Source organism: Martinezella sp. CNPSo 3959 (genome assembly GCF_057784355.1).
Map to the genome: position 1 here is coordinate 76,118 of NZ_JBXSOV010000013.1, position 15,041 is coordinate 91,158.

Below are 15,041 nucleotides of genomic sequence, written 5' to 3' on the forward strand. Positions count from 1 at the left end.
ATTATCTCCTGATGAACGGTCGCAGCATGCCGGCACCGGCATGCTGCAGATCTTCTGGGGGATCAAACCTTGTAATAACGGTTTGCGCGCCGCTCAGCCTCTTTCATCGCATCCTCCGGCGTCATCTGGCCGGTTACGGCGGCCGCGAACATGTCGACGAGCACATAATCGGCCATCACACCTGCTGAAGCATAGCCCAGTGGACCGGCATAGCCGTTCGGGCGTAGCGTTTCCGAGGCGCGTGCATAGGGTGCGTGGACGGGATCGACGGTCCAGACAGGATTGTTGGCAAAGGCCTTCAACGGTTGGCAGCAATAGGCGCTCGATCCTTGGATCCAGGCGTTCATCTGGTCGCCTTCCATCATGAACTTGATGTAGGCCTTGGCTGCTTCCGGATATTTGGTATGGCTGAACAGAACCAGCGAGCTCGTCTGGTGCAGTTCGACACTCTTGCCGACCGGGCCGATCGGGAAGTTTGTGGTTCTGATATCGGCCGCGATTTCAGCAAGTTTAGGGTCTTTTTTAGCGGCATAGTAGACCGAAACGCCGTTTGCGATCAACGAGACCTGCCCGGCAAGGAAGGCCCGGTTGTTGTTGATGTCCTGCCAGCTCTCTGTGCCGGGGATGAAGGTTGCATAAAGAGCTTGCGCATAGTGGATAGCCGCCAGGGTTTCAGGGCTGTTGATGGTCACCTTGCCGCTTTCGTCCACCATCTTGCCGCCATGGCTCCAAAGCAGCCAATGGGCGTAATTATTGCCGTCGCCGACCGCCTTGCCATGCGGGAAGCCGGCGGGCGTGCCTTTTGCCTTCATGGCCTTGCAAAGCTCCAGGAATCCCGCGGTATCCTTGGGGAATTCGCTGAAACCGGCGGCCTTTACATGGCTGTCGCGATAAACGACGGCGTTGCCGATCGCCGTGAGCGGCATGGCGATGAACTTGTCGCCGCGGGTTGCATAACCGCGCACGCCGTCATACCAGCCGCCGTATTTATTGCCGAGATAGGTGGCGAGCTCCGTCAGGTCGACGAGTTTGTCAGGGTACTGATGAGCATCGTCGAACCAGCACATCACCATGTCAGGCCCGGAACCGACATTGGCGGCGACGGCGGCCTTTGGTCGGATGTCTTCCCAGCTTTCCTTGTCAACACGAACCTCGACACCCGTCGCCTCGGTGAACTTCTTGGTGTTGGCAAGCCAGGCATCCTCGTCTCCCTTGACGAAGGGTGTCCAGCGAAGCAGCCGGAGACTTGCGCCCTTTTCGGGCGTGTAGCCGGGTTCGGCTTGGGCGAAAGATGGGCGTATTCCGAGTGGCGAGAGGCCGGCGATACCGGCGGCGGCGGCCGATGCGGCTAGAAAGTCACGTCTCTTGAATGGCATGATACTCCTCCTTTGAAAAACGGGAGCAAATTCCCCCGACGCCCACCTTCCCGTTTGGTGAACGACGACTATCGCATTCGAACCGGCCGAATGCTTCCGCATCGATGGGTGAGCAGGAAGACTCCTCTTCTTCCGGCTCCGCACCGAAGCGGCATCAAATCGTCAATCTCTGACCGCTTTCGGCGTCGAAGAGATGGACATGCGGCACATCGATGGAAATGCGCAGCGTATCGCCGGGTTTGGCATTGATCCTCTCCCGGAAGATGCAGTTGACATCGCTGCCGCCGAACCGAACCGTCATCTGCGTTTCATAGCCTGTCGGTTCGATCACGATGATTTCCGCGGGCAGCCCCTCGGCATCGAGCGTGATGTATTCCGGACGCAACCCATAGACGAGGTCGCGCCCCCTGGCGCCAGCGGGCGGATTTGCGATGGGCAGGACAGTTCCGTCCGACGCGATGAACCGGCCATCGCTCTCCGTATCGAGGCGGCCTTTGATCATGTTCATCGCCGGCGAACCAATGAAGCCCGCGACGAAAAGATTGGCAGGCGTGTCGTAGAGATCCAGCGGCTTTCCCACCTGCTCCACGACGCCGTCATGCATGACGACGATCTTGTCGGCCATCGTCATGGCCTCGATCTGATCATGCGTGACGTAGACGGTCGTGGTGCCGAGACGTTGGTGAAGCTCCTTGATTTCGGCGCGCATGGCGACCCGGAGCTTGGCGTCAAGATTGGAAAGTGGTTCGTCGAAGAGGAAGACCTGGGGATCGCGCACGATCGCACGGCCCATGGCGACACGCTGGCGCTGACCGCCGGAAAGCTGGCGGGGATAGCGGTCGAGAAGTTTGGTCAGACCCAGGATTTCAGCCGCCCTCTTGACACGCTGGTCCATGTCCGCTTTCGGCGCGCGTTTGAGCATCAGCGAGAATGCCATGTTCTGGGCCACCGACATATGCGGATAGAGCGCATAATTCTGAAACACCATGGCTATGTCGCGGTCGCCCGGCGCCATTCCATTGACCACGCGATTGCCGATGCGGATCTCGCCGGCAGAAATATTCTCGAGCCCGGCAAGCATTCTGAGAAGCGTGGATTTTCCACACCCGGACGGTCCGACCAGGATCACGAATTCCCCGTCGGCAATATCGATATTCACACCTTTGATAACCGGGAACGCCCCGAATGATTTCCTGACATCGACAAACTCGACACCTGCCATAAAAGTCCCTCCCAGAACCTTTCACCTGCCTGATTTGCGGTCAGCCCTCCTCCGAGGCACGAACCGCCAGAATGCATTAATCCGACTTCGACGTCCTACCCCCGCCGCCGACCGGCATCTTTATCTCTCTCACGTGCATCTCAGCCATATCTCCTCATACTGGCCAGATCAGACCGGATTGCCGCTCGCCAGTTGAACCTTGGTCGTGTCGTAGATACGCGTCAGATGATGCTCGAACGCCGCGACGACGGCATCTTGGTCATGGCGAGTGAGCGCCTCAAAAATCGCCAGATGATCGCTATAGCTCGCCTCGACGGCACCCGGCTTGGCCATGGCGTGGCGGCGGTAATTCATCATGTAAGTGTATAAATCGGTGACGAAGGCAGCGAGGAGCGGGTTTCCGCAGGCCCGATAGATGGCCACATGGAATTCGCGGTCGCAGATCAGGAAACGCATCGCATCGTCGCCCCCAAGACGCTGGGCCTCCAGCAGCGCCTGCAACTTTGCCAGGGTGACGTCATCGATGCGCTCGGCGGCGTCGCGGACAACCTTGAGTTCGATATGAAGACGGGCAGCGTGGACGGATTCCAGATCATAGCCGTCGATCGCGTTGGGAGAGGCGATCGTCACCGTAATGTGGCTGAGATCGACCTCACAGACACGGCTGCGGCTGCCATGCGAAACTTCGATAATGCCCTGAGCGGCGAGCGCCTGAATAGCGCCACGCACGGTTTCGCGGCTGACATGAAGAACGTTGGCCAATTCACGCTCGCCCGGCAGCTCGTCGCCCGGTCGCAACATGTTGGTGGCGATCAGGACCATCAGCTTCTCGGCGATGACATCACGCGCCGTTCGGCGGGCGAGACTCCGCGCGATATTCGGCACCTCGGTCAAGATCGGACTTTCGTCCATAGCGCCCCCCGGTCCACTGGTTGGTCCAGCAGATCAGTTAATTAAAGATCGTTGAGGAAATCCGTCAAGACAATTTCGTTGCCGCAACCAACGGTACGACGGGCTAGGTCTTGATTCCACAATTAACCCGATTAAAAAGCGCTGCCGCCTCGGTCTTGCGTTAAGCCAATCGCAGGCGGTTTTGCGGAACTGCGTCGAGGTCAGCGTCGCATATGCGATTTCGTCCCGCAGCTTTCGCCAGATACAGTGCTCGGTCAGCCTCCCGACAAAGGCTCGCAAGTTCAGTCCCGTGGAAAGCTCTTGCAACCCCGCCACTTATCGTCACCGTAATCTCGGGACCAAGTGTAGGAAAGCGGAGTTCGGCCACGGTCTTGCGGATCCGCTCCGCATAAAATGACGCGTCCCCCGCCTTTGCCGGAAGGAAGACGATAAACTCTTCTCCCCCTTGGCGCGCTAGCAACGCCCCCTTCGGTAAGGTTGACTGCACCGCCTGCGCCATCGTTGAAAGAACCTCGTCGCCCGCTGCATGCCCCCAGCGATCGTTCAATTGCTTGAAATGATCTATGTCCAGAAAAAGAACCGCGTCTCCGGGATGTGGCTGGCTAGGCGCGTTTGCGTTAAAAAAGCGACGATTGTAGAGGCCTGTGAGGTGATCGCGGTCAGCAAGGTTTTTAATCTTGGCATGCTGACGCTCGCTAATGAAGATCACGATTGCAATCGCAAGCACGAACTTGGAAATGATCATCAGGAGGAAGCCGTTAGCCACATCGAGCACAGGAAAGGACCTGGAGGAGAATTCCAGCGCCATAATTAACGAAAGCAGACTGGCGGCGGCAAGCAGTCCTACAATCCACCTGCGGATCGGCAGCGGCTCACGATATGCATCCCGAAACACGACAACAGCAGTGGCAGCCATCGTCAAACAACCGAGAACCGTGAAAGTTGTCGCCCGGTAGGTATTAGTCAGATGGAATGCTGTGATCAATCCAGCCGCCAAAGTTCCGATTGCTGGCAGGAATACAAGCCATGGGTTGATTTTACGATCGGGATCGCTGATCAGGACAAAGGCCAAGGCAAGAAGGCAATACCCCAAAACCGCAAGCACGATATTGACGAGACTTAGAAGGCCATAAAGTGCTGGATAAAGCTCTGCATACCCCGCCAGTGTCGATCCCGCGGCAAGGACTATAAAGCTCGCTGCGAGAAGCCCGACCCCACGGCTTTCCGCCGAGGTGAGCCGCAAATAACCTAAAGTCAAAGCGCCAGCAATATAGGACGTTTTCTGCAAGAAGAGGACAGTCGGAAGATCAAGTTCGTTGGTCATTCAACACCAAGGGGTCATTCGTCAGCACCGCAATATCCAGTATTCTTGAATTTTTTGCGAATATCCCAAGAGGAACGGAATTTTGTTCTAATTCTGAGGGCTTTCTGGAATTACAATTGATGTGACGCGCGATCTCGTATCGCTCCTCGTCGGTTAGGCCGTGAACCCATCAATTTCAGCGCAATGAAGCTGCCGAGTTTGATGTTCGGAGGTCGACCAATCAGTTCAAATATTCCAAGTGGATGAGCGGATATGGCCTGCCCTGCCCGTCGATTGGCGAGCGGCCTGTCTGTCTGAATCCCATTCGTTCATAGAAGCCAACGGCTTGATCATTCTGCTCGTTGACATCGGTTGTCATTTTTGGATGAAGCGTTAGGCCGTGCTGCACAAGGGCAGCACCAATACCGGTTCCGCGTCGAGCGGGATCAACGAATAGAGCCTCCATGTGTCCATCGTCGATCAGCATAAAGGCCAGTGGGTAGTCATTTTCATCAACCGCTAGCCAGAGTGGAGCGTGCGGAAGGAAATTGCACACCATTTCTTCAATGGCGAGACGATCCTCAGGCGTCAGAAAATCATGAGTAGCGTCAACTGCGCCTCGCCAAATCTCGATAATGCGGGCGCCCTCGTTGGGGCGGGAACGTCGGATCATAGTCATGGTCGCCAGATACAATACTTTGATTAATTGAGTAAAGAGAACTGCTGAAAAGGCTTACATTTCGCCACCGGTTGCTAATCGGCGCTTCGACATCGCTGTGGCTGTGATTGGAGCGACCGAGGCAGGCAAGAGAAGGTCGATTTCCCTGATGGCTATCTCACTTACACGCCTTTTGCGGCGAGGAGCTATTATGGAACAGCTATGCGTTTTCTTGCCGCTTGCTTTCACTGCTGGCTAGAGGACGATGCGTCCTCCCATCGCGGCCGACCGCTTGACGGCCTCAATGACTTTCAATGTCTCCAAGCCTTCCCGGCCGCTGACTAAAGGAGCTTCCTCGCCCCGGATGACGCTGCAGAACTGACGGATCTGCATGACAAGCGGGTCCTCGTTTTCGAATGCGGCCCTGTCGCGCTCAAATGCCTCGGTCCAGCTTCGCTTCTCGGCATTGCTCCATATTTCCAGCGACGGCACGGCCAGAGATCCGTATGTTCCGCCGATCATGTAGCAAATCTCCTGAGTTTTCGGATAAGCGGGATTTTCTCCCGTCGTCATCTCCCAACTCCATGGCGCGACAACGGAATCGGACACGGAAGCAGTACCGAGAACACCGCTTTTGAACTCGATGAGGATAACAGCGGTTTCCTCGACGGCATTGCCTCGCACAGCGTTGGATTCACGCGCCTGCACGGCGTTTATGTCGCCGCAAAGGAAACGGAGGTTGTCGATGTCGTGAATTAGGTTGAGGAAGACCGGCCCCGCTCCACGCTCTCGCCGCCAGGGGATGTCAAAGTATTCGTCCGGCTTGAACAGCCAGAACATCGCATTCACGATCAGGATCCGACCGAGCGTCCCGCTATCGATAATCTCCTTCGCTTTCTGCATCATCGGATTATGCCGGCGGTGATGTCCCGTCAGCAGCGCCACGCCTTTGGCCTCAGCCATGTGCACAAGCTTCTCGCCGGCAGCGATATCGTCCGCGATCGGCTTTTCGATCAGCGCCGGGACGCCCGCCTCCACCGCTTCCAACCCATTTTGAACATGCACCTGGTTCGGCGTCGCGATGATGACTCCGTCGGGGCGCTCGGAAATCATCATGTCGGCAAAACTTGGGAACCATCTGACACCAGCCTCACTGGCGATCGCCTGACCGACTGGCGTGGGATCCACAACTGCCATCAGCTCTGCGGCTGGCTCTTCCATCACGTGCTTGATATGACGCTTGCCGATCAGCCCCGCCCCAAGGACTGCCAGCTTGACCCGGGTCGCCATCGCTATCAGTCCCTCTTCGCAGTCTTGAGCATGGTCGCAACTCTGCGGATGCCGAGTTGATAGCCTTCGGTGCCGAGACCGGCGATGACGCCGTCGGCCCGGTGGGACACGAAGGAATGGTGGCGAAAGCTCTCGCGCTTGTGGACGTTGGAGATATGGATCTCGATGACGGGGCCTTCAAAGGTATTCAGTGCGTCGAGGATAGCGAGCGAAGTGTGCGTGAACGCGGCCGGGTTGATGACAATGCCGGCGCCGTCCTCGCGTGCCTGGTGGATCCAGTCGATGATCTCGTATTCGCGGTTGCTTTGATGGAAACGGATCTCGTGCCCCAGTTCCGACGCCAACTTTCGGCAGTCCGCCTCGACGTCAGCCAATGTCTCGTGCCCGTAGATATGTGGTTGGCGCTTGCCGAGGAGGTTTAGGTTTGGGCCGTTGAGAACGTAGATGATGCTCATTGCATTTGTCCTTGTTGGGCGTTGCCTTGATCAAGCGAACGCTATGTCCTGAAATGCGAAATTTGGGTCGGATTCGTAGAGATCTGCGCGAAGCCCGAGCCGGCCGGTTTCCAGTGCGGAAGCCGCGACGTCACGCGCAGCTTCAAGCACCGATTTCAGCAGCTCTCGTTTGACCTCTGCGGGGCGGCCTGGGGCCATGCGTACAATTATCTGTACAAAGTGGTTGTCGGGATGCTCGTCCCCGACGCAGGAGACGGTGGCTTCTCTAGCGAAGGTGCGCACCACGGTTGGCTTAACCAGCCCTCCGTCGCGGACCCGGCGATGAACAGCGCGGGTCAGCTCTTCGATGGCGACGCGTTCCGCTGCGCCTCGGCTGTAGTCGATGATAATATGCGGCATGGAGTAGTCTCCCGATCAGGCTGTCACCCTGCATAGCTCGTCGAAATGGCGCGACATTCGTTCCGTATCGGGCGACAGGCCTGTGAAAAGCTCGAAGGCTGCGGCCGCCTGAAACACGGTCATTCCTCCGCCTGGGAGCGTTCGGCACCCCTTCTTCTTTGCCAACGCAAGGAGCTCCGTCACCAACGGCATATAGACGATATCCGCCACCCAGTGATGATGCTGTATCCAATCGGGATCGATCGGAAGCCCCGGATGGCTTCGCATACCGGTCGGCGTGGCGTGGATCAGGCCATTCGCGGTGGCGAGCGCAGCACCGACGTCCCGGACCGGCCTCGCAACCTCTCCTGAAAATCTCTCGTTGAGCTGGTCGGCGAGCGTGGAGGAGCGGCGCTCGTCCTGATCAAAGATCGAGAGCTTTTCTATGCCGAGTTTCACGGCAGCGTGCGCGACGGCCACCCCAGCGCCGCCAGCGCCAAGCAGAACAGCATGAGCCTTCGCGACGTCGGGCAAGCCGCGCTCGAAATTCTTGTAGAAGCCATACCAGTCGGTGTTGTGTCCGATCCGCTCGCCGTTGCGAAGCACGACCGTGTTTACGGCCCCAAGCATCTTAGCGTCCTCGGACAGGCGGGTCAGGTGAGGCAGCACGGTCTGTTTGCATGGATGGGTGATGTTGGTTCCGGCAAAGCCGCGACTTTCCAGTTCGCTCAAGAGATCTGGCAGCGCGGAAGCGGGCAATCCGCGCTCCGTCAGGTCCACGAGTTCGTACTCGTAATCAAGCCCCAGGTGGCGCCCTTCCGTTTCATGGAGCGCCGGCGACTTTGACATCTGGATGTCGGCGCCGATGAGGCCGACCAGGAATTTGTTGTTGTTCATGTCTCTGCCCGATCAGTGATGCGCAAGGATTTCGCCGAGAAATGCCTTCGTCCGGTCATGCTTGGGGTTCTTGAAGAAGGTTTCGGGCTCCGCCTCCTCGATGATCTCTCCGGAAGCCATGAAGATGACCCTGTCAGCGACTTGCCGGGCGAAGCCCATTTCATGGGTCACGCAGATCATCGTCATGCCGTCTCTTGCGAGGCCGATCATGGTGTCGAGAACCTCTTTGACCATTTCGGGATCCAAGGCGGATGTGGGTTCGTCGAAAAGCATCGCTTTCGGCTCCATGCACAGGGCACGCGCGATGGCGACGCGCTGCTGCTGTCCGCCGCTGAGTTGTGCCGGATACTTTTCCGCCTGATCGAGGATACGGACGCGCTCGAGATATTTTCGTGCCAACTTCTCCGCGTCGGCACGGCTTGCGCCCCGCACTCTCATGGGTGCAAGCGCGCAGTTTTGCAGGACGGTCATGTGCGGGAATAGATTGAAGTTCTGGAAAACCATTCCGACTTCACGTCGAATGGCGTCGACCGCCTTGGCGGTGCCGTCCAGCAGTTGACCTTCCACCACGATCTTGCCGCCCTGAATCAGTTCAAGAGCGTTGATACAGCGGATCAGGGTGGACTTGCCGGAACCGGACGGTCCGCAAAGGACGATCTTCTCTCCCTTGCGAACCGACAGATTGATGTTCTTCAGGGCATGGAAGGCGCCGTACCATTTCTCCACTTTATCAAGGGATATCAAGGTCGACTGATCGTTGGGGGAATTGAGCACGGCGCCCTCCATTTATGCTTTACTTGACCGTAAACGGGATGTTGGGGATGGATTCAGGGAACTTGGGAAGATCGATTGCCATCCACTTCTTGGTGATGGCTGCGAGTTCGCCATTGCCCTTGATCTTGTCGAGGAAGGCGTTGACGGTCTCGTTCCAGTCCTTCTCGCCGAGCCGCGTTCCCACGCCGTTGTAGGTCGTCAGGAAGTCGATCTTTCGTTCATACGTGCCGGCACTGGCTGCATCGAGCCTCTGCCCGTAAAACTGATTGCCGCCCACTGCCTTTACCTGTCCGGAGATCAGGGCCTGGATAGTGGCCGCGTCATCGTCGAAGCGGCGGATGGTGGCCTTCGATCCGACCGCGTCGGTTACGGCCTTGTCCTGCGAGCTGGACTTCGGCACGCCTATTTCCCAACCAGCCACATCGGCCGGCGATTTCACGGCGTCGGCTTTGGCAGCATAAAGCGAAATCGTGTTGGCCGCATAAGGCTTGCTGTACTGGATTGCCTTGGCGCGCTCTTCCGTCATCGCCATCGTGGCGAAGAGAATATCGACCTTGCCGGTCGTCAGCGCGGGAATACGGTTCGCTACCGCGAGCGGTTGGAACTGGACTTTCACACCGAGCTCCTTGGCGAACAGCGTCGCCACATCGGCGTCGAAGCCATCCTGTTTGCCGCTCGAGTTCACAAAGCCCCAAGGCGCATTGTCGCCTTGAATGCCCACGACGAGTGTTCCCTTCGACTTGATCTCCTCAACAGATGCCGCGGTCGCTGCCGCAGCGCCAATGGCGGCGAAGGTAGCGGTCGCCAGCGCTAGGCCGAGAAATTTCCGACGATTGGTATTCATTGCACTTTCCTCCTCTTGTGCTGTTTACTTCTCCCGAAGCGGGTTTAGCGGGCGGCTTTTGCCATCCGTTTCTCAAGGCCGCTTCCGACGTGGGAAAGAGGCCAGCAAATCATGAAGTAGATTATTCCGACGATCCCGAAGACGAGCAGCGGGCGGTAGGTCTGGTTCGATATGATCTGGCCAGCCCGGGTCAGCTCGATGAAGCCCACGATCGCAGCAAGCGACGTCCCCTTAATGAGCTGCACGAGAAAGCCGATGGTCGCAGGCATCGAAATCTTCAAAGCCTGTGGCAAAACCACGTCCTTCATTCGGGAGACGTAATGCAGGCCAAGAGCGTTCGCGGCTTCGGTCTGCCCTTTGGGAACGGCTTCAATCGAACCACGCCATATCTCGCCGAGGAAGGCGCTTGCGTGGAGAGTGAACGCGATCGCGACAGCGACCCAGGCGTTGACGTCGATGCCGAGCAAGGCAACGCCGTAGTAGACGACAAAGAGTTGCATCAGGAGCGGCGTGCCCTGGAAGAGCGCGATGTAGCCGGATGATGCAAGCCGGGCGAACTGATGCTTCGACGTGCGCGCAAGCGCGATCAAAATGCCGAACACGCCTCCGCCGATAAAACCGATAACCGCCAGCAATACGGTCCATTTCAGACCTTGCAGGATGAAGAACAGCTCATTTTCGCCGATGGGACCCATGAGCGCCTCCTATCGAGTCGGATAGTTGAAGTAGGAACGGGAGATCAGAGCGAAGATTCCCATCATCAGGCTTGAGATGACCAGGTAGATTGCGGTCACGGTGAAGTAGACTTCGAAGCTTCGGAACGTATCTGACTCGATGCGCTGCGCCGCGGAAGTCAGCTCATAGGCGGCGATCGAAGTGCACACCGACGTCGTCAATGTCAGCATCACGAACTGGCTCGTCAAAGAGGGGTAGATCGCTCGCAGTGCCGGCTTCAGAACGATGAGCCGGAAGACGTCGGCCTTGTGCAGCCCGAGCGCAAAACCGGCTTCGATCTGTCCCTTGTTGATGCTCTCAACGCCCCCGCGGATGATCTCGATAGCGTAGGCGCCTCCGTTGATCCCCAGCGCGATGATTGCAGTGACTGTCGGGTTCAGGCGGATGCCCATAAGCGGGAGGGCGAAGTAGATGAAGAAGATTTGCACCAGGAACGGCGTGTTGCGGACGACTTCGACGAACGCGATCACCGGAGCGCGAACCCACGCGGTCTTCGACGTTCTTGCTGCAACGCCCAGGATTCCGATCACGAGAGCGAGCAGCATCCCGGCGACGGCGAGACCCAACGTTCCGAGTGAACCCCAAAACAATTCCGGGGCGCGGTCGAAGACCGCGCCAAAATCAAACCTGTAACCCATCTGTTGGCTTCCTCCCTTCGGCGCGGCTCTCGCCTCGCCGGCGCCGCAATCACTGACCCGGCTTAAATATTCGTAAGGCCCCTTCGAACAGGCGTTTCAAATGCTCCTCCGCGTCTGCCGAGCCTGAAAGAGGTACTTCGACCGAGATCGATGCTGCTCCGTTGGCTATTGCGACCAGTTCGCCCAAGGGCAATTCGCCCTCGCCAGGGGCAAGACGCTTGCCTCGGGCTTCAGCGATCATGGCCTCCGCCGTGCTCGGAGCGGGTCCGATGACGTCGCACAACTGAATGTGCTTGACCCTGTCGATCTCGGCGCGCAGCGACGTCAACGTTCCGCCGTTCCTGAAGAAATGAACTCCATCAACGAGTGCGCCGGCATTGGACGCGCCGCTCGATTTCAGGAGATCGACGCTGTCAGCGAAGGTTCTGACCGTTCGCCAACCCATATTCTCGATATCAACAGCCAATCCGTAGCCGCTTGCAAGATTGCAGAATTCGGTGAAATTCGACTGCAGCCTGCTCCGCTCCGGATCGTCGCCGCACACGCTTAGACGCCTGGCCCCGATGTTGGCAGCTGCAGCCACTACGGACTCCAGAGACGAGGCGTTGAACGATGGGTCGATGACAAAGAATTCGATATCGAAGACCTCGAGCGCTTCGCCGCGTAATACGGCTTTCAATTCTTCCGCTGAGCGGCCGCCTACAGGCAGCTCGTAATATGGCGCTCCAGGAAATGCCGGATTCAGCCTCAGTCCAATTCTGGAAAAACCCGCCCCCGCCGCGGCCTTCGCAAAGTCGCTCGGCGCCAGGGAGATGGCGGAGAAGTGCGCTACGCCAATCCGTTGCTCTGATTTCGATCCAGGCGTCACCATCACACGATCCCTTTCGTCGCGAGATGATTTCGAAGGTTCGTCCCAGTGCGATGGATGTGCTGTCGCAGTTTCTCGGTGGCGTATTCGATATCCCGCGCGACCGCTCCTTGCGCGATCTCGCTGTGCTCCTGCCCGACGTTCCGGTCGCCGGAAGTCCTGATGAGGAAGACCCGGCGGTATCGGTCATTCAAGTTCAGCAAGAGGCCGCAGAAATGCAGCAGAAGCGGTTTGCCGCAACCGGAAATGAGCGTGAGATGGAATTCCCGGTGAAGAGTCTCCCATTGCTCGAGCGTCTCAGGCCGCGAGGCATCTCGCTCCGTGCGGTTCAGGCGATGGAGCGAGCGCATTATATTGCCCTCCCACTCGACATCGCCGATACGCATGGATTCCCGCAGCGCGAAGACTTCGAGCTCTTCGCGCAGCGTCGTGATTTCTTCCAGATTCGCCAGCGAGATCGGCGCTACGCGATAGCCGCGATTGTCCTGAAACTCCACCAGGCCGTCGGAGATCAAGCGGGCAAGCCCCTCCCTCAGAGGACTTAAGCTGACGTTGAACGTGCGGCGCGCCTTGTCGAGATTGATCTTGCTGCCGGCCTCCAGTTCGCCAGAGATGATCGCCTCGCGCAGACGCGACGCCAACTGGCTTCCGATCGTGTTCTTGCCATCATCGGAAAAACCCGCGGACGCCGTCTCCTCGTCTGTCATTGGCGCAGAGGCGCTGTCGTCGGTCGAGCTCATCCCTACTCCCTGACAATTCTGATCAACTGTCGATGATCGATATGATAAACGATTATTTATGTCAACGAGAAAGCGAAGAAGGGCCCGTTTTGTAGCTAAAACTCGATCGCCTCTAGGATTTAATATAATAGATTCAGCGCTTTAATACAGTATTGAGCAAATTTTCTTCCCGCCAACAGAAAAAGTCGTCGCAACATTCATTGACAGATAATCGATTATTTTTAATAGTCAGCGCCAGTGGGAGGTACCCTTATGGCCATAAAAACTGAAAGCGAGTTGACGCCTGCCGTCCTCGCGGTGATGAACAAAACCGAGGATCCACGTCTGCGAGAAATCCTCATGGCAATGGTGAAGCATCTCCATGCATTCGTGCGCGAGGTGAGATTGTCCGAACTCGAGTTCCGCGAAGCCACGGCGATACTCAACGAGATCGGACAACTGCAGACGGACAGCCACAACGAGTTTGTTCTCATGGCCGGATCTCTCGGCGTGTCCTCGCTGGTTTGCCTTTTGAACAACGGCGACGGCGGTCAGACGGAGACGTCGCAGTCTCTTCTTGGCCCATTCTGGCGGCTGAACTCTCCCCGTGTCGAAAACGGCGGCACGATCATCCGCTCCGACACGCCAGGCACGCCGCTCTATGTCCGCGCCAGGGTCGTAGACCGGGACGGCAGGCCGATCGCGGGTGCCGAGGTCGATGTTTGGCATGCTTCTCCTGTTGGGCTCTATGAAAATCAGGACCCCGATCAGGCTGAGATGAACCTTCGGGGCAAGTTCACCACGGACGCCGACGGCCGCTTCTGGTTCAGTACCGTGAAGATGGTCGGATACCCGATCCCGGTCGATGGCGTCGTCGGCCGACTGCTAAAGGCGCAGGGACGTCACCCGTACCGACCAGCGCATCTTCACGCCCTGATCTTCAAGCAGGGATACAAGACGCTGATTTCCCAGGTCTTCGATCCAAGCGATCCCAACATCGATTCCGACGTTCAGTTTGGAGTGACGGCAGCCCTGACCGGCGACTTCGTCCGCCATGACGAGCCGCATCCGTCCGAACCCGGCATCGAGGGGCCTTGGTTCTCGCTCGACTACACCTACGTCATGGAGCCCGGCAAAGCCGTGCTGCCGCGCCCGCCAATCAAATAACCAACGACAGAGCCGAACCGATGATCACAGAACAGGAACGCCGAGAGGCGGCCAACGCCCTTCTGAAGGCAGAAATCGACCGCAAGCCAATCGTTCAACCGAGCAAGACCTATCCCGGTCTGGAGCTTGAAGACGCCTACAAAATTCAAGCGCTCTGGGCGGAGGCTCGGACTGCTAGGGGTGCTCGGGTCGTAGGCCACAAGATCGGCCTTACGTCGCGCGCGATGCAGATGGCATCCAAGATGACCGAGCCCGACTATGGTGTCATCCTCGACGACGCTCTCTACAACGACGGAGCGCAGATCAAGGCGGAGCTCTTTATCAAGCCCCGCCTCGAAGTCGAACTCGCCTTCGTGATGGGCGAGGATCTCGAGGGGCCTGGTACGCGGATCTACGACGTGATGAGGGCGACCGAATTCGTAGTCCCGGCTCTCGAGATCATCGACTATCGCACCGAGGTTCCAAGGGCGATCACCGACACAATCGCCGACAATGCCGCTTTCGGGGCGATCGTTGTTGGCGGGCGCATCATTCGCCCAATGGACATCGACATCCGCTGGGTGGGCGCCACCCTCTCGAAGAACGGCATTATCGAGGAATCCGGTGTTTCTGCAGCGATCATGGGCCATCCGGCAGCCGGGATCGCCTGGTTGGTAAACAAGCTCCATGCCGTGGGCGGCGGCTTGAAAAAGGGGCAGATCGTGCTGGCCGGCTCTTTCACCCGCCCTGTGGACATAGCCCAGGGCGACGTGATCCAGGCCGACTACGGTCCCGTCGGCTCAATTGGCGTCTCATTCGTGTGAGG

At 58.0% G+C, this 15,041-nt stretch carries 17 protein-coding genes; 2 read left to right on the top strand and 15 right to left on the bottom strand.

Annotated elements, in window-relative coordinates:
- Nucleotides 1–62 precede the first annotated feature (62 nt).
- From AC13RE_RS22890 to AC13RE_RS22960, 15 genes are all read right to left on the bottom strand, one after another.
- Nucleotides 63–1,376 (bottom strand): ABC transporter substrate-binding protein, encoded by a 1,314-nt coding sequence (locus AC13RE_RS22890; protein WP_488564630.1) that lies wholly within the window; start codon nt 1,374–1,376, stop codon nt 63–65.
- Nucleotides 1,377–1,530: 154 nt separating this feature from the next.
- Nucleotides 1,531–2,598 carry an ABC transporter ATP-binding protein gene (locus tag AC13RE_RS22895; RefSeq protein ID WP_488564631.1) on the bottom strand — a complete coding sequence of 356 codons (1,068 nt, stop codon included), beginning with the start codon at nt 2,596–2,598 and terminating at the stop codon, nt 1,531–1,533.
- A 168-nt stretch (nt 2,599–2,766) separates the two neighbouring features.
- Entirely contained in the window at nt 2,767–3,510 is a 744-nt protein-coding gene (locus tag AC13RE_RS22900; RefSeq protein ID WP_488564632.1) for a FadR/GntR family transcriptional regulator, read from the bottom strand.
- 160 nt (nt 3,511–3,670) lie between these two features.
- Complete coding sequence (locus AC13RE_RS22905; protein ID WP_488564633.1) at nt 3,671–4,834, bottom strand: GGDEF domain-containing protein; 1,164 nt, start codon at nt 4,832–4,834, stop codon at nt 3,671–3,673.
- Between the two features lie 220 nt (nt 4,835–5,054).
- Nucleotides 5,055–5,492 (bottom strand): acetyltransferase, encoded by a 438-nt coding sequence (locus tag AC13RE_RS22910; protein WP_488564634.1) that lies wholly within the window; start codon nt 5,490–5,492, stop codon nt 5,055–5,057.
- Between the two features lie 234 nt (nt 5,493–5,726).
- The gene (locus AC13RE_RS22915) at nt 5,727–6,761 is read right to left on the bottom strand and encodes a Gfo/Idh/MocA family protein (RefSeq protein WP_488564635.1); all 1,035 of its coding nucleotides are present in this window, start codon (nt 6,759–6,761) and stop codon (nt 5,727–5,729) included.
- A 5-nt stretch (nt 6,762–6,766) separates the two neighbouring features.
- Nucleotides 6,767–7,216, bottom strand: coding sequence for a type II 3-dehydroquinate dehydratase (gene aroQ / locus AC13RE_RS22920; protein WP_132719091.1), 450 nt, complete (start codon nt 7,214–7,216; stop codon nt 6,767–6,769).
- 30 nt (nt 7,217–7,246) lie between these two features.
- Nucleotides 7,247–7,615 carry a 5-carboxymethyl-2-hydroxymuconate Delta-isomerase gene (locus AC13RE_RS22925; RefSeq protein WP_112398875.1) on the bottom strand — a complete coding sequence of 123 codons (369 nt, stop codon included), beginning with the start codon at nt 7,613–7,615 and terminating at the stop codon, nt 7,247–7,249.
- A gap of 15 nt (nt 7,616–7,630) precedes the next feature.
- On the bottom strand, nt 7,631–8,491 hold the full coding sequence (locus AC13RE_RS22930) for a shikimate dehydrogenase (RefSeq protein ID WP_488564636.1): 861 nt from the start codon (nt 8,489–8,491) through the stop codon (nt 7,631–7,633).
- Between the two features lie 12 nt (nt 8,492–8,503).
- A complete protein-coding gene (locus AC13RE_RS22935) occupies nt 8,504–9,265 on the bottom strand; it encodes an amino acid ABC transporter ATP-binding protein (protein WP_488564637.1) in 762 nt (253 codons plus the stop codon).
- 19 nt (nt 9,266–9,284) lie between these two features.
- Nucleotides 9,285–10,109, bottom strand: coding sequence for a transporter substrate-binding domain-containing protein (locus tag AC13RE_RS22940; protein ID WP_488484046.1), 825 nt, complete (start codon nt 10,107–10,109; stop codon nt 9,285–9,287).
- 44 nt (nt 10,110–10,153) lie between these two features.
- On the bottom strand, nt 10,154–10,804 hold the full coding sequence (locus AC13RE_RS22945) for an amino acid ABC transporter permease (RefSeq protein ID WP_015343583.1): 651 nt from the start codon (nt 10,802–10,804) through the stop codon (nt 10,154–10,156).
- A 9-nt stretch (nt 10,805–10,813) separates the two neighbouring features.
- On the bottom strand, nt 10,814–11,482 hold the full coding sequence (locus tag AC13RE_RS22950; RefSeq protein ID WP_488564638.1) for an amino acid ABC transporter permease: 669 nt from the start codon (nt 11,480–11,482) through the stop codon (nt 10,814–10,816).
- Between the two features lie 49 nt (nt 11,483–11,531).
- Complete coding sequence (locus AC13RE_RS22955; protein WP_488564639.1) at nt 11,532–12,353, bottom strand: sugar phosphate isomerase/epimerase family protein; 822 nt, start codon at nt 12,351–12,353, stop codon at nt 11,532–11,534.
- On the bottom strand, nt 12,353–13,090 hold the full coding sequence (locus tag AC13RE_RS22960; protein WP_112335964.1) for a GntR family transcriptional regulator: 738 nt from the start codon (nt 13,088–13,090) through the stop codon (nt 12,353–12,355). Before AC13RE_RS22960 ends, AC13RE_RS22955 begins: the two co-directional genes overlap by 1 nt.
- Before the next feature lie 252 nt (nt 13,091–13,342).
- On the opposite strand from AC13RE_RS22960, the gene AC13RE_RS22965 reads away from it, so the two are divergent.
- Nucleotides 13,343–14,236, top strand: coding sequence for a dioxygenase family protein (locus AC13RE_RS22965; protein WP_488564640.1), 894 nt, complete (start codon nt 13,343–13,345; stop codon nt 14,234–14,236).
- Nucleotides 14,237–14,256: 20 nt separating this feature from the next.
- Nucleotides 14,257–15,039: a 2-oxo-hept-4-ene-1,7-dioate hydratase gene (hpaH, locus tag AC13RE_RS22970; protein WP_488564641.1), complete on the top strand. Its 783-nt coding sequence runs from the start codon at nt 14,257–14,259 to the stop codon at nt 15,037–15,039.
- Nucleotides 15,040–15,041 lie beyond the last annotated feature (2 nt).